The sequence below is a fragment of the Streptomyces kryoterrae genome (assembly GCF_054072135.1).
Genome location: NZ_CM133358.1, coordinates 9187904 through 9210241, shown reverse-complemented (window position 1 = coordinate 9210241; position 22338 = coordinate 9187904). Strand labels below are relative to the sequence as shown.

General features: G+C 67.9%; 21 protein-coding genes and 1 pseudogene. 10 read left to right on the top strand and 12 right to left on the bottom strand.

Annotated features, from left to right (window positions below):
* The first annotated feature begins 20 nt into the window (after window positions 1-20).
* From ACW4TU_RS41060 to ACW4TU_RS41040, 5 genes are all read left to right on the top strand, one after another.
* Window positions 21-2336, top strand: a complete 2316-nt coding sequence (locus tag ACW4TU_RS41060; protein WP_457421935.1) for a hypothetical protein — start codon at window positions 21-23, stop codon at window positions 2334-2336.
* Between the two features lie 3 nt (window positions 2337-2339).
* Complete coding sequence (locus ACW4TU_RS41055) at window positions 2340-2540, top strand: hypothetical protein (protein ID WP_457421933.1); 201 nt, start codon at window positions 2340-2342, stop codon at window positions 2538-2540.
* A 124-nt stretch (window positions 2541-2664) separates the two neighbouring features.
* Window positions 2665-3045 (top strand): hypothetical protein, encoded by a 381-nt coding sequence (locus ACW4TU_RS41050; RefSeq protein WP_457421931.1) that lies wholly within the window; start codon window positions 2665-2667, stop codon window positions 3043-3045.
* A gap of 73 nt (window positions 3046-3118) precedes the next feature.
* Window positions 3119-3442 (top strand): hypothetical protein, encoded by a 324-nt coding sequence (locus ACW4TU_RS41045; RefSeq protein WP_457421929.1) that lies wholly within the window; start codon window positions 3119-3121, stop codon window positions 3440-3442.
* Between the two features lie 346 nt (window positions 3443-3788).
* Window positions 3789-4610 (top strand): hypothetical protein, encoded by an 822-nt coding sequence (locus ACW4TU_RS41040; RefSeq protein WP_457421927.1) that lies wholly within the window; start codon window positions 3789-3791, stop codon window positions 4608-4610.
* Window positions 4611-5348: 738 nt separating this feature from the next.
* On the opposite strand, the gene ACW4TU_RS41035 is transcribed toward ACW4TU_RS41040, so the two are convergent.
* From ACW4TU_RS41035 to ACW4TU_RS41005, 7 genes are all read right to left on the bottom strand, one after another.
* Window positions 5349-6956 carry a hypothetical protein gene (locus ACW4TU_RS41035; protein ID WP_457421925.1) on the bottom strand — a complete coding sequence of 536 codons (1608 nt, stop codon included), beginning with the start codon at window positions 6954-6956 and terminating at the stop codon, window positions 5349-5351.
* 189 nt (window positions 6957-7145) lie between these two features.
* Window positions 7146-7559 carry a hypothetical protein gene (locus ACW4TU_RS41030; RefSeq protein ID WP_457421923.1) on the bottom strand — a complete coding sequence of 138 codons (414 nt, stop codon included), beginning with the start codon at window positions 7557-7559 and terminating at the stop codon, window positions 7146-7148.
* Between the two features lie 80 nt (window positions 7560-7639).
* Window positions 7640-8824 (bottom strand): DUF2637 domain-containing protein, encoded by a 1185-nt coding sequence (locus tag ACW4TU_RS41025; protein WP_457421921.1) that lies wholly within the window; start codon window positions 8822-8824, stop codon window positions 7640-7642.
* Between the two features lie 153 nt (window positions 8825-8977).
* The gene (locus ACW4TU_RS41020; RefSeq protein WP_457421919.1) at window positions 8978-9796 is read right to left on the bottom strand and encodes an ATP-binding protein; all 819 of its coding nucleotides are present in this window, start codon (window positions 9794-9796) and stop codon (window positions 8978-8980) included.
* An 11-nt stretch (window positions 9797-9807) separates the two neighbouring features.
* Window positions 9808-10824 carry a hypothetical protein gene (locus tag ACW4TU_RS41015; protein WP_457421918.1) on the bottom strand — a complete coding sequence of 339 codons (1017 nt, stop codon included), beginning with the start codon at window positions 10822-10824 and terminating at the stop codon, window positions 9808-9810.
* A gap of 59 nt (window positions 10825-10883) precedes the next feature.
* On the bottom strand, window positions 10884-11168 hold the full coding sequence (locus ACW4TU_RS41010) for a hypothetical protein (protein ID WP_457421917.1): 285 nt from the start codon (window positions 11166-11168) through the stop codon (window positions 10884-10886).
* Between the two features lie 53 nt (window positions 11169-11221).
* Window positions 11222-11824 carry a hypothetical protein gene (locus tag ACW4TU_RS41005; protein WP_457421915.1) on the bottom strand — a complete coding sequence of 201 codons (603 nt, stop codon included), beginning with the start codon at window positions 11822-11824 and terminating at the stop codon, window positions 11222-11224.
* 428 nt (window positions 11825-12252) lie between these two features.
* On the opposite strand from ACW4TU_RS41005, the gene ACW4TU_RS41000 reads away from it, so the two are divergent.
* The 4 genes and pseudogenes from ACW4TU_RS41000 to ACW4TU_RS40985 all read left to right on the top strand — a co-directional run.
* Window positions 12253-12888, top strand: a complete 636-nt coding sequence (locus ACW4TU_RS41000; protein WP_457421913.1) for a ParB N-terminal domain-containing protein — start codon at window positions 12253-12255, stop codon at window positions 12886-12888.
* Window positions 12889-12908: 20 nt separating this feature from the next.
* The gene (locus tag ACW4TU_RS40995; protein WP_457421911.1) at window positions 12909-13553 is read left to right on the top strand and encodes a hypothetical protein; all 645 of its coding nucleotides are present in this window, start codon (window positions 12909-12911) and stop codon (window positions 13551-13553) included.
* A gap of 84 nt (window positions 13554-13637) precedes the next feature.
* Window positions 13638-14693: a peptidoglycan-binding protein gene (locus ACW4TU_RS40990; RefSeq protein WP_457421909.1), complete on the top strand. Its 1056-nt coding sequence runs from the start codon at window positions 13638-13640 to the stop codon at window positions 14691-14693.
* 55 nt (window positions 14694-14748) lie between these two features.
* Window positions 14749-15121: pseudogene (locus ACW4TU_RS40985) on the top strand (single-stranded DNA-binding protein); the annotation flags it as partial.
* A gap of 175 nt (window positions 15122-15296) precedes the next feature.
* On the opposite strand, the gene ACW4TU_RS40980 reads toward ACW4TU_RS40985, so the two are convergent.
* The 4 genes from ACW4TU_RS40980 to ACW4TU_RS40965 all read right to left on the bottom strand — a co-directional run bounded on the left by ACW4TU_RS40980 (window position 15297) and on the right by ACW4TU_RS40965 (window position 17567).
* Window positions 15297-15590: a hypothetical protein gene (locus ACW4TU_RS40980; RefSeq protein ID WP_457421907.1), complete on the bottom strand. Its 294-nt coding sequence runs from the start codon at window positions 15588-15590 to the stop codon at window positions 15297-15299.
* A 61-nt stretch (window positions 15591-15651) separates the two neighbouring features.
* On the bottom strand, window positions 15652-16488 hold the full coding sequence (locus ACW4TU_RS40975; RefSeq protein WP_457421905.1) for a hypothetical protein: 837 nt from the start codon (window positions 16486-16488) through the stop codon (window positions 15652-15654).
* Between the two features lie 40 nt (window positions 16489-16528).
* Complete coding sequence (locus tag ACW4TU_RS40970) at window positions 16529-16831, bottom strand: hypothetical protein (protein WP_457421903.1); 303 nt, start codon at window positions 16829-16831, stop codon at window positions 16529-16531.
* A 67-nt stretch (window positions 16832-16898) separates the two neighbouring features.
* Window positions 16899-17567, bottom strand: a complete 669-nt coding sequence (locus tag ACW4TU_RS40965) for an RNA polymerase sigma factor (protein WP_457421901.1) — start codon at window positions 17565-17567, stop codon at window positions 16899-16901.
* A gap of 984 nt (window positions 17568-18551) precedes the next feature.
* Between ACW4TU_RS40965 and ACW4TU_RS40960 the strand changes: the two genes are divergently transcribed.
* Window positions 18552-19790: a tyrosine-type recombinase/integrase gene (locus tag ACW4TU_RS40960; protein WP_457421899.1), complete on the top strand. Its 1239-nt coding sequence runs from the start codon at window positions 18552-18554 to the stop codon at window positions 19788-19790.
* A 530-nt stretch (window positions 19791-20320) separates the two neighbouring features.
* Here ACW4TU_RS40960 and ACW4TU_RS40955 read toward each other — a convergent pair.
* On the bottom strand, window positions 20321-22264 hold the full coding sequence (locus ACW4TU_RS40955; protein WP_457430570.1) for a serine/threonine-protein kinase: 1944 nt from the start codon (window positions 22262-22264) through the stop codon (window positions 20321-20323).
* Window positions 22265-22338: the final 74 nt, after the last annotated feature.

Below are 22338 nucleotides of genomic sequence, written 5' to 3'. Positions count from 1 at the left end.
AGAGACGGAGGGGGAGACGGGTGTCGTCCTTCCACCTGGACGAGCGGGAGAAGGCCAAGCAATTCGCCTCCTACTTCAAGGAGATCGAGGACCGGCTGGCCGCGCTCGAACGTTCCAATCAGCTCAACAGCGCCAGCATCGAGGGCGGTTCCCTCGACATTTATGACGACGAGGGCGTCCTCAAGGGCAGTGTCGGCGTGCAGCCGGACGGGGCCGTCGCCCTCGTCCCGGTCAACACCATCCCGCCGCCCACGCCGTCCCCGCCCACCGTCGCGTCCGTGCTCGCCGGTCTCGTGATCGGCTGGGACGGCCTGTGGGACGACTCGTCCGAGACCCCGACCGACTTCGCCCTGGTCCAGGTCCACGTCGGCAACACCGCGGACTTCACTCCCGGCCTGGCGACGCAGGTGGCCACGATCACCGCCCAGCTCGGCGGTACGGCCACAGTCCATGTCTCGGGCTACGACGTCGTGTGGGTGCGCCTGGTCGCGCAGAACACCGCGGCGCTCACCGGTCAGCCGTCGACGACCGTCCAGGGGCAGCCCCGGCAGGCCGTGGAGCAGGACCTGGTCGACGGCATGGTCACGGAGGTCAAGCTCGCTCAGAACGCGGTCACCGCGGCGAAGCTCGCGCTCGGGGCCGTGGGGACCACCGCGCTTGCTGAGGGCGCGGTCCTTGAGGAGAAGCTCGCCAAAGCCGCCGTCACCCTGGGGAAGATCGCCAACGGCGCGGTCAACACCGCGGCGCTCGCCACCGACGCGGTCACGGCCGGAAAAGTTGCCGCTGACGCGATCAGCGCGCGGGAGCTGCAAGCCAACTCGGTTACCGCGCTTGAGCTGGCCGCGGGGTCCGTTACCGCGAACGCCGTGGCGGCCGGCGCCATCACGACGGACAAGCTCACCGTCACCGGCGGATCGAACATCTTGCCGGACCCGAGTTTTGAAGGCGCGGTCACGGCCGCGCTGATCCTCGGCCTGTCCTACGCGACGCAGGACAAGACCAAGGGCAACGGCTCGGCCAGCTCCTTGAAGGTCGACAGCCGGTCGGCCACCGCCGTGTACCGGGATGTCCCGCTGACGCTGATCCCGGCGCTGCCGGGGGATCAGTTCTACCTGGCCGCGGACTGCTTCGTGTCCGCGGACTGGGTGGGCACCTCGGTCAACATGCACGCGCGGTGGGAGGACGCCGCCGGCGTGATCCTCGGGTACGGCGTCGTCGGCACGACCGGCGCACCGGTACCGGATGCGTGGTCGCGGGTGTCGGGCACCGTCACGGCGCCGGCGGGAACGGTCCGTGCGGCCATCCGTATGCAGGTCGTGCTGGCGACCGCGGGTGACGCCTGGTTCGACAACGCGGCGGTCCGCCCGGTCGTCCCGGGGGTGCAGATCGCTGACGGGGCGATCACCGCGCCGAAGATCCTTGCTGGGGCGGTCACCACTGACAAGCTCATCGCTCTGGGCGTCACCGCGGAGAAGATCGCTTCACTGGCGATCACGACGGACAAGTTGAACGCGCTCGCTGTCACGGCCGACAAGCTCGCTGTCAACTCGGTCACCGCGACGAAGATCGCGGCAGGGGCCGTTGAAGCCACGCACATCAAGGCCGGAGCCATCACGGCGGACAAACTCGACGCCAACGCCATCAACGGAAAGACGATCACGGGTGCCACGGTGCAGACGGCTGCCTCGGGCCCTCGCATCGTGATGAACTCCTCCAGTTTCATCGGGTACGGCACGGGCGGAAACAAGATCGGCATCGAGCCCAACCACGCCTACCCGTTCATCTATTGGACGTCCGACGACGGCACGAACAAGGCGGTCGTCAACGTCACTGGCGGCGCTGCGGATGCCAACCTCGGACTCAACAGCGGAACATTCGTCGACTCCGCCGACAGCGCCACCTACAAGTGGCGCACCTACTTCGGCAACGACTTTTGGGTCGCTGAACGGCTCAATGCCTCCACGTCGGTGCAGCACGGCGGTCGTCTTTTCCTGGGGAAGAGCACGGCGATTCTCAGCGCGGGACCGAGCGGGAACATGACGCTGACGGGGGACGCCGGTATCCGCGCCGCTGGAGTATTGCGTGCCGACAACATCAGCGTGGGTGTCGTCACGATCACCCCCGTGGCCAATACCCCCACGTCTGTCACGCTCTCCGGCGGCGCCATCAAGGGAACCAACTTCCGGGGATTTTTGACAGCCAATACGGCCGCACCCGGAACGCAGGTTCTCGGGGTCGGCTGCTCCAGCGTGAGCTCCAGCGGCATGACGATCTGGCTCACACGTACCAACGCGGCTGCAACCAACATCTACTGGATGATCATCGGAGAGGACTAGCTCATGGCTTCTCAAATCGACGACGACGAGCCCCAGGCGGTCCCCCTCACCGCCACATGCCGCACCCCCGACTGCCTCGTGGAAGGAGAGCCGTTCCACGGCGACTACTACCCCAACGCAGAAGCACCGATCTACCGCGGCCTGTGCATGCGCTGCGGTCAGCCGATCGAAGATCTCGTGCCGTACGAGGCACCCGCGGTGTAGGCGTCTCAAGCACACGACGTAAGGCACGCCGGTCGTGCAGCGTTCGGGCCGCGGGGAGCCGCGGGCCTTCGAGCCCCGGCTCCCGCGCACCCCATCTGACGACCGATGCCCGAGGAGGCCCCCTGTGGAGTGGCTCGCCTCTCTGGCGCCTGTCCTCAGCCCGGTGTTCGGCATGGCTGGTGTGCTGGGCGGGGCGTGGCTGGTGTACCGAGGGAATCAACGCAAGACCGACACTGTGGATTCGGTGCAGGCCATGGCCCAAGGCTTCACCCAGCTTCTGGAGCAGCACCGCGCGACGAACGTGCAGATGCTCGATCGGGTGACCACGCTGGAGAACCGGGTCGAGCGGCTGGAGGAGGAGCAACGGCAGTGGAGGCGCTGGAAGGCCGCGGCCATCGACTACATCCACCAGCTCCGCGCCCTGGTCGTCACGCTCTACGAGCGTCCCGCCCCACCCCCGCCGCGAGAGATCGCCGAGGACCTGGACAACAGGCCCGGCGGCTGAGCCAGCACGCGACGCAAGGGCCCAGCCGCGCGCACAGTCCGCCCGTCACGCAACTCCGCATGAAGGGCAACCCATGTCTGCAACACTCGAATCCCTGTCAACCAGCGTCCAGGTAGGCGCCGTGCTCCCGCTGCTCACCGCGATCGTGCAGCGCCCCGCCTGGTCGGCGAGCTACAAGAAGGTCGTCGCCGTCGTGGCCGCGCTCGTCGCCGGCGTCGTCGCTGTGGCGGCGGACGGCGGATGGGACCAGTTCCACCACGGCAAGCTGACCACGGTCACCATCCTCGGCGCACTGGCGGCCTCCCAGACGAGCTACGACCTCGTGTGGAAGCCCACCAAGCTCGCTCCGATGATCGAGGTCCTGACCACCAGGAAGACGCCTCAGCAGGCCGAATAGGGTCTGCGAGGCGCGTCTGGCCCCCGGCCGGCGGGTACCATCTGCAACGAGGTGGCCGTATCGCTGCCGCGAAGAACGCGTTTGAGATTCCGGTCCAGGGTTCAGTGGCGCAAGACCACACCGCTCGCAAGAGTGGGGGTGTTCCTCCCGCCCGTTGGGTCCCTTGGCCAATTGGGATCGAGTCACCGGGTGCGTGTAGAGCACTCGGGGCCGGGGAGTGGTTGCTCCTGCGAGGATCCGGCACACGCTGTTCGCGACCGTGCGGCCACCCCGCTCTATGCCAGCGGACACCGCCCGAACAACGGCCCGAGAGCACGGGTCACACCCAAAGTGGAGGAACTCACCTATGGCTGATGCGCAGCGCGTCGCGGCCGAGATCAAGCGCCTGTCGCAGATGAGTGAAGACGCGTTCATGGGCACGGTCGTCGAGTACGTCATGGGCGGGAGGGACAAGCGCGCACCGCGGGAGATCCAGGGCCCAGCCTTCCACGATCCCCGCCTCGCCCCCCGCACGCTCGAGGCGCTCAAGACGGCCGTCCGCCGGGCGAAGTTCTTCAACCCCATCCAGGAGGGGGAGAGCAAAAAACGGCAGAAGGCCCGCATCGCGCCGTGGCAGGAGACGATCAAGGCCGCGATGCGGCCTGTCGAGGACGTCGTCGACGACCTGGCCCACGAGCACGCGAAGGAGTTGGCGGTCCTCGACGACGACTCCTTCGTCGACCGGTGGACGGGGTTCGTCCTCAACGAGCCGGTCCTGGCGCCGACGTCTCCCTGGGTCGAAGCACTCGCCTTCCGCTCACCGAGAGTAGCTGTAAGGGCTGCGGACATCTGTCGGCAGATGCTCGAGGAGCCGGCCCGCTTCATGCCCGAGCCGCCCCCCGGAGAAAGCGGCAACGCGCAGGAACGACGCACCGGCGGCTTCCGTCGCCGAGTGGAGTCCGAGGCCCGTTTCCTGCGCTACGGCGTGCAGTACGGGGAGGCCCGCGAGGGGCGGATGCCGAGCGAGCCCAACGTCCGGCTGCAGGCGCTCAAGCTCCTCGGTGAGCGACACCCCGAGGAGCTGATGAAGCTACTGCGGCAGGAGCGCGGAGGGGAGCTCGAGCAAGCTGCGGAGGCACGGAGGAGGAGGCGCGCCCTCCGGCGCGCGGCCAGGCAGGGCGCGCAGTAGTCGCAACCGACTGATCGTCCACGACTCGAGGGCGCGCCCGATGGCGCGCCCATCACCATGCCCGGGGCGCGCTCGAGGCGCGGCCTCGCGCGGGGCGGGCGCGGCCCTCGACGCGCGGCCACCCGACCGACGCGCCCCCGCGCGGCCATCCGCGCCGCAGGGCACGCGCACTCGAGCAGCGATCACCGCGCCGCTGGGCGCGCCACCAGGGCCGCGCGTAGTCGACGAGGTCTAGGAGGCCCGCGCCTGCCGTGACGCGCGGGGGTGGACGCGCGGCGCGATCCGGAAATTGGCAGGTCAAAGGCGCGCTCCACGGCGCGCTGCCCAGTGCGCTCCTCCGCGTAGATATCTCGGCGCGGGCCGTCGGTCCGGCCAATCCGCGCGCGATCTTCGGCAGGCGCGCGCCGCGCCGCGCGGCGCGGGTGGGGCGTGTACCCGCCCGATGGGCACCCCTGGGCACGCGCGTGGAAGTGCGCTCGGGTCGGCGCGGGGCGCGCCCAGTCTCGGGGCGCGCCCGAGCGCGCGTGGGTCGGCGCGCCAGGAGGACGGCGCGGGTGCGGGTCGGCGCGGTCGGAACGCGCAAGGGATCGGCGCACGGTCACCTGGGCGCGCCTGCAGAGAGGGTGAGGCGCGCGAGCGCGCCGGGCTGAGGTGACGTGAGGTGATGAGATCGAGATGGGCGCGGCACGCCGGAGGAGCGCGCCCGAGGGGGCCGGGCGCGCATCGCCTCACGTCACTTCACTGCCCCGCAGGCACGCCCGCGAAGTACGAGGCGAACCGCTGCTGAATCTGCGGGTCGACGGTCACGTCCCGGTAGTAGGCGGCGAGCTCCGTCTGCCCCTCCTGGTCGAGCTGGGCGATGATCGCTGGCCGGTGCTTCTGGAGGTAGTCCCGGAGAACGGTCATGGTCGGGTCGCCCTCCTCGGAGATCGGCCCGAGGTGCTCACCCACAGTCATCATCCTGATCCGGGCCTGGACGTCAGCCTCAGCGTTGAGCGCCTTAAGTGCACGGCCCTCGTTCGGCCTCTTGCGGATCTTCCGGGCCGCGGGCCGGGGAGTAGCGGGGACATCCTGCGGCTCCTCGGCGGCGCTGGTGTCCTCCGGAGATTCGCCCGGCGGCGGATCCTGGGTCTCCGGGTCCGGTGGCGGGGGCGGGTCGACTTCCGCTTCCTCAGGAGGTTCCGAGGACACCGGTATATCGCTGTCTTTGGGCGAAGGGTCCAGTTCTTCGTTCTCCTGGTGCGTACGTGCTTGATCCTGGTGCTCGGGTTCGGCCGACTGGGCAGAGCTGGGAGCGGTCTGCTCAGACCCGCTCCCTTCGGCCTGCTTGCGCTTACTGGCCTCTTCCTTGACGTACTCCAGGGACCTGGTGATCAGGGCGTCCGCGTCTATTTCGCCCCACAACTTGGTCGTGGTGCGAACTTGCGACAGAGTGCGCTTGCCCCAGTATTCGCGGACGTCGTGCAGGCACGCTTCGGGGTCGCTCTTATTGGTGAGGGCCTGGTGGATCAGCTCCACGGCCTGTGGTCCCGTCAAGCCAGGGTGCTGCGCGGGAGCGGGCGGGACTGGCTGCTGCTGGAGGCGCTGTTCGTTGAGGTACGCCCAAGGCCGAGACTCAGTCGATTGGCGAGTGGCGGCGGAATTCTCGTAGCCCATCTTCCTCAGCAGGTGGTCGATCCCGGCGAACCGGTACTGTCGGCCCGCCTCCAGCGTGTACTCCATGGTGTGCACGCCCGTGACGTAGCCTTCGTCGATCCCATGGAGTTCAACGACTGCGTCGACGGCCGCTGAGAGGTTCTTCTCGGCCTTGAGCCGGCGTGTGGTCTGTCGGGTGGGCTTGTCGTTCGCATAGGCGGTGACGACCTCCTGGCGTGCCACCATGACGACCGGGCCAGGGTGCTGGCGCAGGAGCCACAGCACCTCGCCCCACCGGTCTTTCGCGTTGACCCACAGGTCTCGGTCCTCGTCGACGTAAGGGTCGTCAAGTCGGGCGCTGCGACGGCCGTTGACCTGGGCCCGGCGCTCGGCGCGCTTGCGGGAGACCAGAGCGACCTCGTCACTGAGCATGTCCCACAGGGCACTGCCGTCGTCGAAGACGATCATGTTGCGCTTGCCGTTGTGCAGTGGCTGGGTGGACGCCCAGCGAATCGCGCCGCAGATGTCCGCGTGCGATCCGTCGTGCTCCACGATCTCGTAGCGAGCGCCGGGGATACGGCCGTAGTAGTCGGCAGTGTTGGACGAGCCACCCACCTGGATCCAGTACGACATGCCGACCAGATCGGATGCTGTGCCCGCTGCTGCCTCGTGGCTGCGACCGCTCTTGTCCGTACCGGCGATGAGGATCATGGGCGGGCTCGGTTTGCCCGTCGGCTTCCGGGATCTGCGGTCATGCAAAGGCGTGGTGGTACCAGGCATCTGGGTGTTCCCTCACTTCGTGGTTCCCCGGGTTGCTCTCCCGCGGAGGATGCAACAGCAGAGGGCTTAACCTCTCACCATTGCCATCGGCTTACTATTCTACCCGTCTGGTCGGGTCGCTCAATGCCTGTTCAGCAGATCCGCGACAGGAGTTGAGAGCTCCGGGTCCTGGTCTTCGCGGTGACGGCCGTACCACTCGTCAAGGGCCGAGTGCCCCTCGGCCGCCCGTTCCAGTTCCTTTTCGGACTTGGCGCTCCACTCGGCGACGTCCTCGGCGAACTCCCGCTCCACGGTGCCCGGGTCCCGTCGGCCGAGGGCTTCGGTGATCTCCCCCCAGGACACACCCTCCAGCGCCTCGGCGAGCACGACCAGGTCGACGACCTCGTTGGCCACCTGCCGCAAGCGGCGGGCCTTCTCGATGCGCTCCGTCGGGCTGGTGGTCGTCGCTGTCTCCGCGAGCAGGAGCCGGGCGAGGTCGGACAGGTCGCGGGCAGCACGGGCGGTGGCGATCCGAGCCAGGATCTCCGGTGTCATAAAGAAGCGTCCGATCATGCAGGTGGCGGGCACCCCAGGAAGGGGGCCCGCCACTTCGGTACGGGTAGGGGCAGGATGCCTTACGGGCCGGCTGGCGTCAGCGCCTGGTTGAACAGGACGTAGACGTCGTCGAGAGTGGCCTTGTCCGGGATGATGATGCCCTTCGTGGCGGCGTAGGTCTCGATGAGCCGGCCGCGGACCTTACGGCCTTCCCCTTGGGACTTACCGAGAACCAGCCCGATTGCCCTGCCAGTCAGAGGCCCGTTGAACACCTCCCGACGCCCGTTGTCGATGACGTCCTTGATGATCTCGTACAGCTCACTCTCGGTGCTCCACTGCGGGATGCCGCCCTGTGTCTGCGGGGGCACGGCGAGCGTGACGTGGCGTGGCCTTCTGATGGCAGGCAGAACGGACGGAGTCGGGGGCGCGGCCGGGGTAGGCACGGCGGTCAGTGTCGGGACGGGAGCGGCCGGGGGTGTGAGCGCGGGCGGCTCGGGCATCGAGGCGAAGACGCCCGTGGGCTCGATGCCCGCCGCACGCAGACCAGCGGGGGCCGTCTCGGCGAGCGGGACGCCAGCGCCTACGAGTCGCAGCGGCAGCAGCGACGCCACAGGCGCCTTCCTGCGCCACGCCCGCCCGAACCGGCCATGGAGCTGCGCCTGGTAGACGATTCGCCCCCGCTCGAGCAGGAGGGCCGTTTCGTACGACCGTTCCTCCCACAACTGCATGCGACGCCAGAGCAGGAAGGTGGGCAGCGGGGAAAGCATCCAGCGGGCCCACCGAACCTTTTCCATCCGGCGGCCGCGCCCAGTGGCCGCGCCGATCCGGACGGCGTAGATGTGCGCGGCGATCTCGGAGACCGCGACCCAGAGCAGGGACATGGCGGCGTGGGAGACCCTGGACCACAAGGAGTCGCCGGACGCGACGTTCAGCGCGCAGGTGATCAGGCTCAGGGCCCAGGGGACGAGCCGCGCCCACCACAGCGGCATGTCCATACGGATGAGAAAGAGGTACGCCCCGGTGAAGACGGGGATGGCCGAGTCGATGGCGGTGGGCAGGACCCAGGGTTCGGTGAAGCCCCAGGACGCGGCAGCCTTGGATACGGCATCGAACGATGCGTAGAAGCCGAGGCCTCCGACGGCGACCCCGCCCAGCGCGGTCAGGCCGGCGCCGAAGCGCTCCCATCCACTGAGCGGCGGTACGCCGGAGTCGTCGAGAACCTTCGGTTTCCCGTCCGTGTCGGAGCCGGGGGACAGACGTTTCAAGACACCTTTCCTCTCGTTCGGGTCTCCCCGGTCGGCGTATGCTCATAGCCTTCCGGGTCGATTAAACGATATAACGTCTTTCGCCTCTTGCGGCGCTGTTAGCAACTCACGCCCCGTCAGCAACTGGGACACACAGGGATATCCGCCCCCTGATCACCAGTCCAGTGGCTGCGCCGGCTTCCGCCTGTCTGGACCGACGATCTTCGCCACGTATGCCGAGGACTCGAGTCGGGACAGCAATCGTTCCCCCAGGATGTCCACCACGCCCATTGCCTGGCTTCCCGGCTTCCTGCGGCTGCGCAGGTTCGTGGTGTACGCCGTGGGTCGTCCGGCCGCGATCCGTGCGTCGATCAGGTCGATGGTCTCCTTCCGAGCGAACTCGGTGGCTGTCACGTCCATTTCGCCGCACAACTCGTCGAGGACCAGCAGGTCGCACTCGACGAACCTCTTCCGGACCTCCCACGCCTTCATGTTGTGCGGCGCCGAATCCGGGCGACGCCACGTCAGGTACGTTGCGTGCTTCACGAACAGGGTCCATAGCCCGCGCTCCGCGGCCTCGTTCCCCAGTGAGATCGCCGCAGCGGTCTTCCCGCTGCCGATGTTCCCCGGGAGGATCATGTTCAGGGTCTCCGGCCGGGCGTCTAGCTTCTTCGCCTCGACCAGGGAGTCGAGCCAGTGCTGCAACGTCTTCGGCTTCTGCGCCTCGTCGAGGTGATCGAAGCGGAATGCCAGATAGTCGTCGTGGGCGGCGTCGATGATGCTGTTGCGCCACATGCTCCGTCGCGCGCGAGCCTGCGGCACGGCCACGTCCTCCCATAGTCCGTCTTCTGGTTTCGGCTGGGGCGGCACACCGAGTTGGGACATGTCCGCGCCGTTGTTCTCCAATACGCGCACGAGGTGCGCACTCAGATCGCCGAGCGCGTTCATACCGCGGGCCGGCGCGGTCGGCGGGGTAGCCGCGGTGACCGACATCGTGGCGCTCCTTACGGTCGTACGAGAACACCGAAGGTGGCGTCGTCAGAGTCGTTGGTGCCGATGGGCGTGGTGGACGACGGATTCGTGTCGTCGCCCCAGGTGTTCGCGTCGTTGTACGGCACGCTGCGGGCACCGTTGAACCTGGGCCGGTCGATGTGGACCCCAGCCGCCGCGGCGCACGCGTCCTCGAACTGCTGCTGACTCGGGAACGCACGCTTCGTGGTCTCGAGGGCGGTAGCGATCGTGCCGCGGTCGTAACCCGCCATGAGAGCGTTGCGGACCAGAGCCCGGACACCGTGGTAGGCGCGGCCTTTGTTGCCGACGAACCGCGGGATCTTCCCCTCGTCGATCAGCTCGTACACGCGGCCCTTCTTGACCGGCTGCCCGTCCTTCTCCGGGGTGCCCCACCACCATTGCGCCCCTGCCGTCGCCCCCTCGTCGAGAGCGGCCTTCTCCTTGGCCTTCTCGTCGGCGGCGGCCTCCTTCTCCTCCGCCTCGGCCGCCTTCTCCTCGGGGGTCTTGCGGGGCTTGCGAGTGCGGACAGGCTTCTCCGGCGGTTCGATCGCGGGCTCCTCGTCGACCGTGGGCTTCACCGCCGGCTCGAACTCCGGGTCGGCCGGGGGCTCCTCGCCGTAGGGGTCGGTCTCGAACCCGTCGCTGCCGCGACTGCCGTCGGGGTACTCGACGAAGAACGTGCCGTCCTCCTGCTCGACCACCGGGACGGCCGGATCCTTCTGGGTGCTGAAGATCTCGTGATCCTTGATCCACTGGTCCACGGGAAACTCAGACACAGCCGTGCCCATGACGACCTTGCCGTTGAGCAGTCGGCGCCGCTCGAGGCGGTAGTGGCCCTCAGCGGCAAGCAGGCGCAGCGAGGTCCGTATCGCTTCACGCCCCTCGCGCCCTTCACCCTTGGAGAGTTGATCGGACCGGACCTGCCACCCCTCCTTCTGATCAAGTAGGAAGGTCAGCAGCCCAAGTGCGCGGTAGCTCAGGCGCGTGTTGCGGACGGTCGTCGACTCCACGTGAACGTAGTAGGGGCGACGCCGGTTGTGACGAACCGCCGTGGGACTGGGCAGGCGGCTCATGCAGCGGCCTCGCTGGTGGTGTCGTCCGTCAGCCGGAAGTAAGTGTGGTGCGTCCGGCGGCTGGTGGTCCGGCTGCGGGCCATGCACCGCCTCCTCTCCGTCATGCCCGCGGTGCGCAGTTCGGTGAGGGCGCTGCGCACTTCATGGGAATTCAGTCCGAGGCTGGTGCAGACGGACGTCACGTCGACCCACGCACCGTCGGGGTGCAGGGCGAGTTCGAAGAGGACGCGGTGCGCGCGGTCGGAGAGCTTCTGAGTGTGGGCGGGCGCGGTGGTGGTCATGGTCTTGATCCCTGAGGAGAAGGGTCCGGCCGCAGGGGGCCGGGCGGCCGTCGTCACTCGCTCGCGCCGGGTTGCGCTTTGGGCAGCAACTCCGGTGTCTCTCGCAGCAGTTCGTTGAGCCGACCGCGCTTGTACGCCGCCAAGAGCACGCCCTTGCCGATCGGCTGCCCCTTGAACTTCTTCCAGGTCCAGGTGACGGTGCCGGTGGGCTTCCCGCCCGGCATGTACTTGATCCCCGGGATTTCCTCGCCGGTCCGCGAGTCGAAGACGGTGCCCGTCTCCGGGTTCCGGTGGGCGTGGGCGAGGACCGCATCCACGAACGCGGGCTTCGCCGTGATGACGATGTCGATCTCGCCCTTGTCCTCCGCGTATTCGTCGAACTTGGCCCGGTCCTCGATCTCGAACCGGTCTCCCGTGAGGTTGACCTTGTAGTGGCCGACCTCCTCGCCGTCGATCTCCACGACGAGACTCGGCTGTTTCGTCGCCTCGAATCCCTGGATGAGAGGGTCGCGCGGGGCGTCCTTCCGCGGCTTGATGACTTCTCTCTGGTGATCTTCCATAGCGCGGGCGAGCGCGCCGATCAGCGCGAGAGACGTCAAAGGGAGGCCTACGGTCTCCTCGCCCTGGTTGCCGTCGTCGGCGACGTCATTTGACATCGGGGTGTTCCTCTCTGCCCCCGGACGCCGTGGCCCAGGGTGTTGGTCCTCCCGGGCGGGGTGTCTCGGGACGTCGCATGGAGGTACGTCGCCGGCCGATTCTTGTTACACCTAGGCCCAGGTAGCTGGGTTGCTCTCCCAGCCGATCCGAATAGTACACCCAGGCAAATCACTTGGTAGGACGCGACGTTAACGGTGCGCCCTCCTACGTTCCTTGCGGCTCTGCGGCATTCGGCGACGTCACCGAAAGCGGCTGGGCTCCGGCTCCGCCCCATCCGGAACGAGGGCGGAACCGGCCCGGCGGCGGGCGAGGGTCGGCCATGACGGCATCGCCCTGCTTGCGAGGCGGGGCGCCGCGGTTGAAGTCCGCGGGCTCGCAGCTCTCCCCGCTGCCGGACACCAACGCACGGGAGAGGACCGCACCAGCCGTGACCGAGACGATCGCCAGGCCCCCGCGCTTCACCACCTACGTGCCGCTCACCGACCTGACACCAGCGGCTCGTAACCCCAAGCGGCATGAACTCGAACTCATCATCGCGTCAATCGACATGCACGGCCTGGTGGAGATCCCGGTCATCGACGAACGCACCCAGCAGACCCTCCACGGCCACGGCCGCCGTGAATCCCTGATCGAAATGCAGTCACGCGGTATGCGTGCGCCGAGCGGCATCGTCATCGACGAGGACGGCGGCTGGCTCGTCCCCGTCCTGCGCGGCTGGTCGTCGAGGAACGACGCCGAAGCCGAGGCCCTCGCCATCAAGCTGAACAGGCTCCCCGGCGAGGGCGGATGGGATCCGCGCGAACTCGCCGAGGTCCTCGAGGACCTCGCCACGAACGAGGCGGAGCTGTTCGACTCCCTGGCCATCCCCCACGAGGAGATCGACAAGATGCTCCGCCAGGTCGACCCCGAGACCCTGCCCGGCAGCGGCCGCGAGGACGAGACGCCCCTGCTGCACCTGCCCGACGACAGAGAGCGCGACGACGAACTCAGTCCCGACGACGAGGGCCGCGCCCCGCACACGACCTGCCCAGCCTGCGGGCACATGTTCATGTCCAACCGCTGACCCGCTCTCCGAGGAACACCATGTCCACCCGACGCAAGGCACGCCGGCCACAGAGCCACAGCGGTCGCCCACGCCTGCTCTCCGACGAGGTCGAGGCACGCCTCGTCGGCGCGTCGCGCACGGGCGTTGCTGTCGAGCTGGCCGCCGAGATGGCCGGGGTCTCCCGCTCGAGCTTCCTGGCGTGGATGGCCCGCGGCCGCGCCGAGATCGAGGACCGCGAGGCAGGCGAGAAGCCGAACCCGGACGAGGAGGAGTACGCGGCCCTGTACGAGAAGGTCCGCACGGCCCGCGCCACGGCGGCCGCGCGCGCCATGATGAACATCCGCCGGGTCGCCGACGGCGGCATCGTCACCAAGGTCACCACCCGACGGTTCCGGGACTCCGTCACTGGCGACATCGTCGAGGAGACCGTGGAGGACCGCACGTCGCCCGACTGGCGCGCCGATGCCTGGTACCTCGAGCGGCAGCACCGCGAGCACTACGGCAAGGACGCGATTGTCGCCGTCGAGATCACCGGCCTGGGCGACATCGCGGCCGGCCCGGACGACCAGGCCGTCGACCTGTCCGCGCTCGCCGAGCGCCTCGACCGCAGCCTGTTCTCAGTCGAGTACCCGCCGGAGCTCGAGGACGGCAGCGTCGTGGACGCCGAGGTCCTCGACGAATAGGCCGCAGGGCAGCACGCGACGTTAACCACCCACGCCCTGCACGGTGCCCTCCACTGATCACCCGAAGCGGAGGGCACCACCCCCATGACCACGATCATTTCCCGCGCCACCTGGGGCGCGAAGCTGTGGAACGGCACCCCGGCGTCCGTCTCCCTGAGCAAGCGCACCGAGTTCTTCGTGCACTACGACGGCGGCGCGCACATCACCCGCACCGGCTACGCGATCATGCGCGCCATCGAGGCGCAGCACCTGGGCAACGGCTGGAGCGGCGTCGGCTACAACTTCGTCGTCGACCAGGCCGGCAACATCTACGAGGGCCGCGGCTGGGGCCTGCAGGGCGCCCACTGCCCCGACCACAACATCAGCGGCATCGGCGTCCAGATCGCCATCGGCGGCGACCAAGAGCCCAGCACGAAGGCCCTGGCCGCGTGCCGCGCACTGTACGAGGAGGCGTGCAAGAAGACCGGCCGGACCCTGGCCAAGCGCGGCCACCGGGACGGCTTGGCAACCGCCTGCCCCGGCACCAAGCTGTACGCCTGGGTGAAGGCGGGCATGCCCGCAGGCGACTACGCGCCCGCCCCGAACCCGGGCGGCTCCCTCCCCGGCAGCGGCTCGAGCTCCGAGGTCTCCTGCGCCCAGGCCACCATCAACGGCCTGGTCTACGGCTACGGAGCCAAGGGCGACCACATCACCAAGGTCGGCCAGGCCCTGGTGAAGAAGGGGTTCGGCAAGCACTACACCTCGGGCCCCGGCCCCACCTGGACAGACGCCGACACCAAGAACTACCAGGCCTTCCAGGAGTCCCTCGGCTACACCAGCGCGGACGCGGACGGCGTCCCCGGCGAGACCTCCCTCAAGGAGCTGCTGGGCACCCTGCCCAGCAAGGTCACCGCCAAGCCCGCCCCGCCATTCCCCGGCGTCGACAAGTTCGGCCCCAGCAAGAACAACGCGTCCATCACCCTGCTCGGGCAGCAACTCGTCCGGAAGGGCTACAGCAAGCACTACACCTCGGGTCCTGGCCCGAAGTGGTCGGAGGCGGACCGCCTGAACGTGCGCGACTTCCAGCGCGCGCACCAGGAACTCGCGGGCGACGCCGACGGCATCCCCGGCCCGAAGACCTGGACGATCCTGTTCTCCTGACCCCTCGGCCGGCCCGCACCCGCGCGGGCCGGCTCCGTCATGAAAGGCCCTGTCCGTGGCAGGCGAGACCGTCATCACCGTCGTCGGGAACCTGGTCGACGACCCCGAACTCCGTTTCACCCCCTCCGGCGCCGCGGTGGCCAAGTTCCGCGTTGCCTCCACGCCCCGCACCTTCGACCGGCAGACCAACGAATGGAAAAACGGCGAGAGCCTGTTCCTGACCTGCGCCGTGTGGCGACAGGCGGCCGAGAACGCCGCCGAGTCCCTCCAGCGGGGCATGCGCGTCATCGTCCAGGGCCGCCTCAAGCAGCGGTCCTACGAGGACCGTGAGGGCGTCAAGCGCACCGTGTACGAGCTGGACATCGAGGAGGTGGGCGCCAGCCTCGAGAACGCCACGGCGAAGGTCACCAAATGCACCGGGTCCAGCACGCAGCACCAGGCCGCAGCCCAGGGCCACCCTGCAACCAACGATCCATGGTCCGCGCCGCACGGGGACGAGCCTCCGTTCTGACCCATGCACGCAGGAGGAAGCCCGGACTTTGGTCCGGGCCCCTCCTGGTTGTTCAAGCAGCCGCGGTGCTGTCCCGCAACTGGTTCGGCTGGTTAGCCGCGGATGCTTTGGTCTACGGACTGCCCGCCGAAAGTTCCTGTCACGGTGTTCGAGTTCCCATCGCCTGAGAACTGCTGGTTGTTACCCGCGGACACGTTGTCGTTTTGGCTGGAGTCCTCATTACTGTTGCCGTTGCCGAGAACGCCCACTGCGTCGATGAGTCCCGTTGTCTGGGTGAGTTCCTCTCCGGTGCCGGGGTCGGGGTCCGCCACCGCATTGGTTCCGGACAGGACGAGAGCGGCCCCGGCAAGGGCGAGACCAGCAGCTACACGCTTCATGTTGTTCATGCCAGGCAAACGATCTTGAGTCCGTCCGGGTTACGTCCACCACGGAGTTCCGGGACGGTCTCTAGGCCGAGTCCCGCGCGGTCGGCGACTGGCGGGCCTTCTCTGAATGGAGCAAGTCCGCATACTTCGACAACCCTTGTTCGTCCGTGCCCCACAGTACGTACCGGCCGGAGCGTGAGAGGTTGGGGTACAACTCGGCCGTGCCGTCCTGTCGCGCCCAGGTCTCGGCGTAGTGCACGTCACCGAAGATCCTCAGTCCAATGCGCTCGGAGCCGTACGAGAACGTGAAGATCGTGCTGTCCGGCCCGATAGCCGCCTTGCTCGCCATCACCATGCCGTCCGCGTCGGTGCACTCCGCTTCCAGGTTGGCGATCGGCTTGCAGTCGATCTGCCCGGCCTCGGAGAAGTCTAGGAACTCCCCGTCGATGAACGGCTTCGCTGCGGACTGCACGCCCGACGGACTTGCGTCCGCACTCGCCAGAATGTCGACCGGACTTCCAGCGGTGAAGTAGCCCAACGCCCAACTCCCTGCGAGCGCAGGCGCCAGCGCAGCGGCGACCATCCACCGCTTCGCACGGCCGTGCAGACGCGCGGACTGGACAGGTTCATCTGACAACGGCGTGATGTCCAGGAACGGAGGAGGCTCGATCGAGCCCAGCAGATCGTCAAAGTCCTTGAAGTCCGCGGGGTGCTCACGCAGTAGGCGCTCGACGTGTTCCAGTGGCAGATCCGGCATCGCCGAACTCACCTGCCGTACGACCGAGTCGAAGCGCTGAGGCTTCAGGAACAGGTGGCGCTCGCCTCCGAGGTTGGCCAAGCCCACGTCGGTGAGTTCTTCATAGCCCTCGTCCCCCGGGCGCACGATGTGGATCTGAACAGGCGGCAGTGAATCGGTCACGGCCGCACCTCGATGTGGGGGCCGCCAAGTATCGCGCTGCTCACCTCTGCCGGTCTCTTTCCCTGCTCTCCAGGATGCGCGCGATGCGGGCAGCCGTCGACTCCGCACGCTCGGGCGAGATGTTCTCAATGTCCGTGAGGACGAGCTGGCCACCGTCGGGCAGCTCGATCTCCTCGCGATGGATCGCGGGCTCGTCCAGGCCGTCACCCGATCCGGCGTCTTCTCGGGTCTCCGGTGGGTTCTGAGCGTGTGCGAACTCGCGGAGCATCGCGTCCTTGGCGGCGCGCACCTGCGCAGGGTTGCGTCGGAATCCAGGCTTCAGCGCGCCCGCGGCAGCCAGCATCTGGCGGGTGTCCTCATCGTGAGGTAGGGGCCCGCCATCGAGCGCCCGCTCCAAGCTCTCGCTCTGGTCAGCGCGTCGCGACATGCGCCCTCGCTTCTCGTGTCTCTGCCTGTGTTCCGACCACTCTATTTCTGCCCACTGCCACCGACAGCAGCTCCTCGATCAATTCGGAGGACGACTCTCCCGTCGGCATGACCGCGGCGAGCCTTCGCAGGGCTCGTACCGTGAGGGTACGCACAGCGCCGTTCGTTTTACCCATGATCTGCGCAGTCTGCCCCGGGCTGAGCCCATCGAAAAACCGCAGAATCAGAACCTGCCGTTGCTCAGGGCGCAACTTTTGCATGTGCGAGGCAACGGCTTGGGCCAGCGCACGCCGTACAGCGACCTCTTCAGGGTCCTGGTCGAGGCGCGGCTGGTCGAGTTCAAGATGGTCGGCGTACAGCGCTTCCGAGGGGCGCCGCTGCACCGCGCGTAGATAGTCGAGCGCGGTGTTCTTCGTGATCGTGCGCAGCCAGCCCATCAGGCTCGTACCCGCGCGGTACTTGCCGATGTTCTGAGCGACCTTCAGCCAAACCTCCTGGCACAGATCTTCCGCGACATGCCGATCCCGGATGTAGAACCGCACCCAGTGGTACACGGTGTCATTCAGTTCGTCATATAACGCCCCAATAGCGTCCGCTCCGTCTTCCCCGCCCGCTGAAGCGCGTGCAACCAGAGCCTCAAAAATTTCGGTCACGCCGTGATGCCCCCCAAGCCAGTGCTGCAGTGATCAGCGACAGTGCCGCATCCGGGCGCACCATCACGGTCTCCCCACCAATGGACGATCACGTTCCGACGCGGCGTTGGGGCAGCATAACCAATCCTTTACGGAAAGCATCGAACAGTTCAGCGATTCCGCACAGGGCCCGCACAGCAGATGTCGGCGAACACGAGCAGGCGCCAAGGGCGCCCGCGACGATCGGACCTGGTGCCGCAGTCTCGATGACCTGACCGACGAACACCACCATCCAGCTGCAATCAGCCCTCGTCGCCGACGCCGGATCTCGACGCCCTGTGGGTCCATCGACGAGAGAGTGCGGCCAGGGAGCCGTTACGCGTGGGGCTGAACTCTCGGTCGGGGCACCGGACTTCGTCAACGAGGCCGCCGACCCCCACCCCCGAGGGCAGGGCCGAGTGCCTCCGACACCTCGGCCGCCGGCCCACCCGACATTCCCCGAGCATCCCCAGCATGCGGCAGAAGAGCTGACCCTCCGCCGGGTGTAACAGATTTCGCCGATCCACGTACTTGTCCATGCCAGCCCGTACGCAACCGGCTCCATCCGGCCGGATCGGTCCGCCCGGGGGCGCCTACGAACGAACAGGGACAGCTATGCCTCGCGGTGGTTCAAATGCGTTGCTGAGTTTCGAGACGATTGCCGAGCGGATGGAAGTCCCAAAGCGCACCGTGGTCGACAACTACAGGAGTTGGGATATGCCCATCGTACGCGTCAGCGATCGAATTCTTCGGGTCCGGGAGCGTGATTTCGAGGCATGGCTCGACGAACGTACGGAATGAAAATCAGGCGCGGGCACGAGAGTTATAGCTGCGCATACAGGGGCCTCACCGACTGCACGGCCCCTCACGCGACGACTTGACCAACGATGGCTACGCCTACGTACAGTCAAACTCCCCTGGCCAGGGAGTCACCCGCGAACCCACTGAAATCTCGAGAGGTATCCCGTGGCACGCAAGCCCACTGTCTACAAGCGGTGCGACTGCTCCGACCAGAACCGCCCCAAGAAGGGCGGCTGCGGCCATAGCTGGTCCTACAACCTCACGAACGACGAGGGTAACCGCACACGAGCCACTATCCCCGAGTCAGTTGGCATAACCCAAGCTCAGGCGCAAGCCGTTCTGGACAACATGGCTAGCGGCGTAGCTCCGGAGCCCGCCGAAGCATCCCTGACCTTCAAAGAGTGGGCTGCCGACTGGCTCAGCAGACGCCGCGCGAAGGAAGGCACCCTCGTGAACTATGAGGTGTCTATTCGCCTACACCTCAACCCTCGCTGGGGAAGCAAGCGCCTGCGGACCATCAAGCGGGCCCAAGTAGAGGTCTGGGTCCAGGAGATGGAGGCCAACAAGAACCTCGCCAACCGCACGGCCGAAGGCCACTGGAAGGTCTTCAAGATGATTATCAGAGACGCCCTCCAGAACGGAAGGATCGCCGCCAACCCAACCTACGAGGTCCCCGGACCCTACGTAAGCGCGACGGAGGCGTACGTCTTCACCCCAGACGAGTGCTGGGCAATCTATGACGAGTTTCCCGAGCCTTACCGTCCCATCCCGATGCTCGGCTTCGCCTGCGGCGTACGGCAAGCAGAGGCGCTAGCCGTGTGCACGGACGTGATCGACACAGACAGAAGGCTGCTCACCGTTCACCGCCAAGTGCTCAAGACCAAGGAGACTCGTCACAAGTCCACTCTCATAGACCGACTCAAGACGAGCCCGCGCCTCACCACGAAAGACGTTCCGATCCCCCCGCATCTCCAAGAAGCCCTCAACGAACACATGAACCGCCACCCTCCGCGGGCCGCACAAAACGTCCTGTGGCAGCACAAGCAGAAGATCGATGACTGCCAGCGTGGCTCGGTACAGGCCCTCTTCTGGGGGCCACACAACACCCTCCTCTGCAAGAACCACTTCAACGAATGTCTGTGGAAGCCCACGCTGCGGAAGCTAGGGATCAAGGATGAGAAGGGGAACCTTCCAACCTTCCATGACCTCCGGCACACCTTCATCTCCACGTGCCTCCAGAACAGAATCCCCGAGCACACCGTGGCCGCGTGGGTAGGCGACTCAGTCGAGATGCTGCGCAGTACGTACAGCCACCTTTTGAAGGACCACGCCGACACTCATGGAGCCTTCGCCGCCAGTCTGACCTCACGGCCCGAGCCATCGCCCATGCGCGACGCGGCGTGACCGCCCAACCGCTGCCCCTCGTAGGTGTAGCGGCGAGAAGGAAAACTCAGCGGGGCTGAGGCTGATCAACAGCCGCAGCCCCGCTTCACGTGGCTCGGCACGTTTGGCGCTACCTCCCCTACTGCGACGTCAGATGGCGCGACCGGGCCGCCGGCCTCAGCCGCGAATAGCTGTGTAGCCGAGCGGGGCTATTGAAGAGGTACAAGCTCGCCAGGCGTCGGCACCACCTCGACTGGTGCAGCAAGCCCTCCGGATAGTCCAGCAGAGGCCCCAAGTCGCAGGCCCAGGCACCTCAGTCATCACTGGCTTGCCCTGAGCAACATGGCTACTTCGATGGCTACGTACGTAGCCGTGCACCTCAGTTCGAACCGGTGTGGAACGGGGTCTAATCAAGCCGCTAGTCCAACGAAAGAGGGCTCCTGTGCGTGGTGCGGCGGCTCGTCGTTGGGACGTCCGCGGCCAGGTCGAAGCCTCACTCCGTCCGCCGCAGCCGATACTCCGCGCCCCGTCCGCGACACGATCAGGGCTGGTCAGCAGGTGGGCAGGCCCGGCACCGGCTCGTCGTTGTCGCCGCCCTTGAGGTAGACGTCACTGACGTAGACACCGGCGTTGCCGCTGTCGTCGTCGGTCTTCGCCCACCACACGTTCGTCCACTCGCCGTAGGTCTCACGACGGCCCAGGTTCTGCTGGCAGTAGAAGTAGTTGGTGCCCGAGTTGAGGACGCCGACCTCGGTGCCGGACGCGGTGTACGACGTGGCGGTTCGCCAGACCGTGCAGTTGTACTTGCCGTCGCCGATCGACACGCACGCGGGGTCGGGGGTGGAGGTCGCGCCACCGCTCGTGGTGCTCCCGCCGGTGGTGCCGGTTCCTCCGGTCGTGCCCGAACCGCCGGTCGTGCCGGTTCCGGGGTCACCCGAGGTACCGCCCGAGGTGCCGCCGCCCGTCGTGCCGCTTCCCGAGGTCTTCGACGCGGCCGGGGTGGTCGTGTCGCTCCCGGGCTCGGCGGGACTTGCCTTGCCGGGCGCCGTCGGGGACGAGTGCTTCTCGGTGCCCTTTCCGGTGGGCGTGGGATCGGAAAGGTCCAGGTCCGCACGGCCGCTGCCCGTCGAGGACGCGGCAGAGCTGTCCTCCGACGCCACCGGCCGGGTGCTCGCCTCGCTGTCGTCCTCACCGCCGAGCAGCGCCACGGTGACTCCGGCGGCGGCGAGGACCACGGTGACGGCCGCGGCGGCGAGCAACGCGCGTCCCCTGCGGCGGGGTTGGGCGGACGCGGTATCCGGGGTGGAGAACGTGGTCGGGGCCGCGAGGTGGCCGAGGTCCGGGGCCGCCAGAGGCCCGGCGGGACCGAAACCGGGCGTATTGAACGTCATTGGCTCCGGCGGGCCGAAGCCGGGGGATGCCTTCGGCGCGGCTTCGGAGGCGGGCGACGCCTGCTCGGCGGGTCCGAACCCCGGGGGCACCGGCGCCGCACCGGGCTCCGCCGCCTCCCCCGCTTCTTCGTCCGCGCGTGCCTCGGGTATACCGGCCGCAGCCGCCCCGTACGGTCGCAGGCCCGTGGTCGGCGTGTCCGTGGCACCGCTCGTGGCCGACGCCACCGCCTCCAGCAGGCCGCGCGCCGTCTCCGCGTCCGGACGGTCCTGCGGCCCCTTGGCCATCAGCTGCCGCAGGACCGGGCCCAGAGCACCGGCCTGGCGGGGGTCCGGAAGGGGTTCGGCGACGATCGCGGTGAGCGTGGACCAGGTCGACGTACGGCGGAAGGGCGAGGTGCCCTCGACCGCCGCGTACAGCGTGGCGCCCAGGGCCCAGATGTCGGAGGCGGGGCCGGGGTCGTTGCCCTGGGCCCGCTCGGGCGCCAGATAGTCCAGGGAGCCCACGAGTTCGCCGCTGCGGGTGCGGTTCGTGGCCGAGCCGTCGCCCGGATTCTCCATCGTGGCGATGCCGAAGTCCGTCAGGACGACCCGGCCCGAGGTCTCCAGCAGGATGTTGCCGGGCTTCACGTCCCGGTGCAGGACACCGACACGGTGGGCGGCGGCCAGCGCGTCCATCACCTGGGCGCCGATCCGGGCGGCCTCGTGCGGGTCCAGGGTGCCGCGCTCGCTCAGGACGTCGTCCAGCGAGCGGCCGTCGACCAGCTCCATGACGATCAGGGGGCGGCCGTCGACCTCCGTGACATCGTGCACGGCGACCACTCCGGGGTGGCGTATTCGGGCCGCCGCGCGGGCTTCGCGCTGCATCCGCAGCCGCAGGGCGGCCAGTTCGGGCGCTGCGGCGTCCGTGAACGTGCGCAGTTCCTTGACGGCGACCTCACGGCCGAGCACCTCGTCGACCGCACGCCAGACGACGCCCATGCCACCGCGCCCGAGCCGGTCCACGACCCGGTATCGGCCGGCCAGCAGACGACCGGTCCCGGCCGCCTCCTCCACCGCCCGCTCCTCCGGCTGCCCGGCCGCCTGCCCGTGTTCCCCCGAAGACACCACTGCCCCGTTCGTGTGCGCCACTCGTACGTCCGTACAGATTACGGGGCGGGTGTGACACCGGGAGACCATGG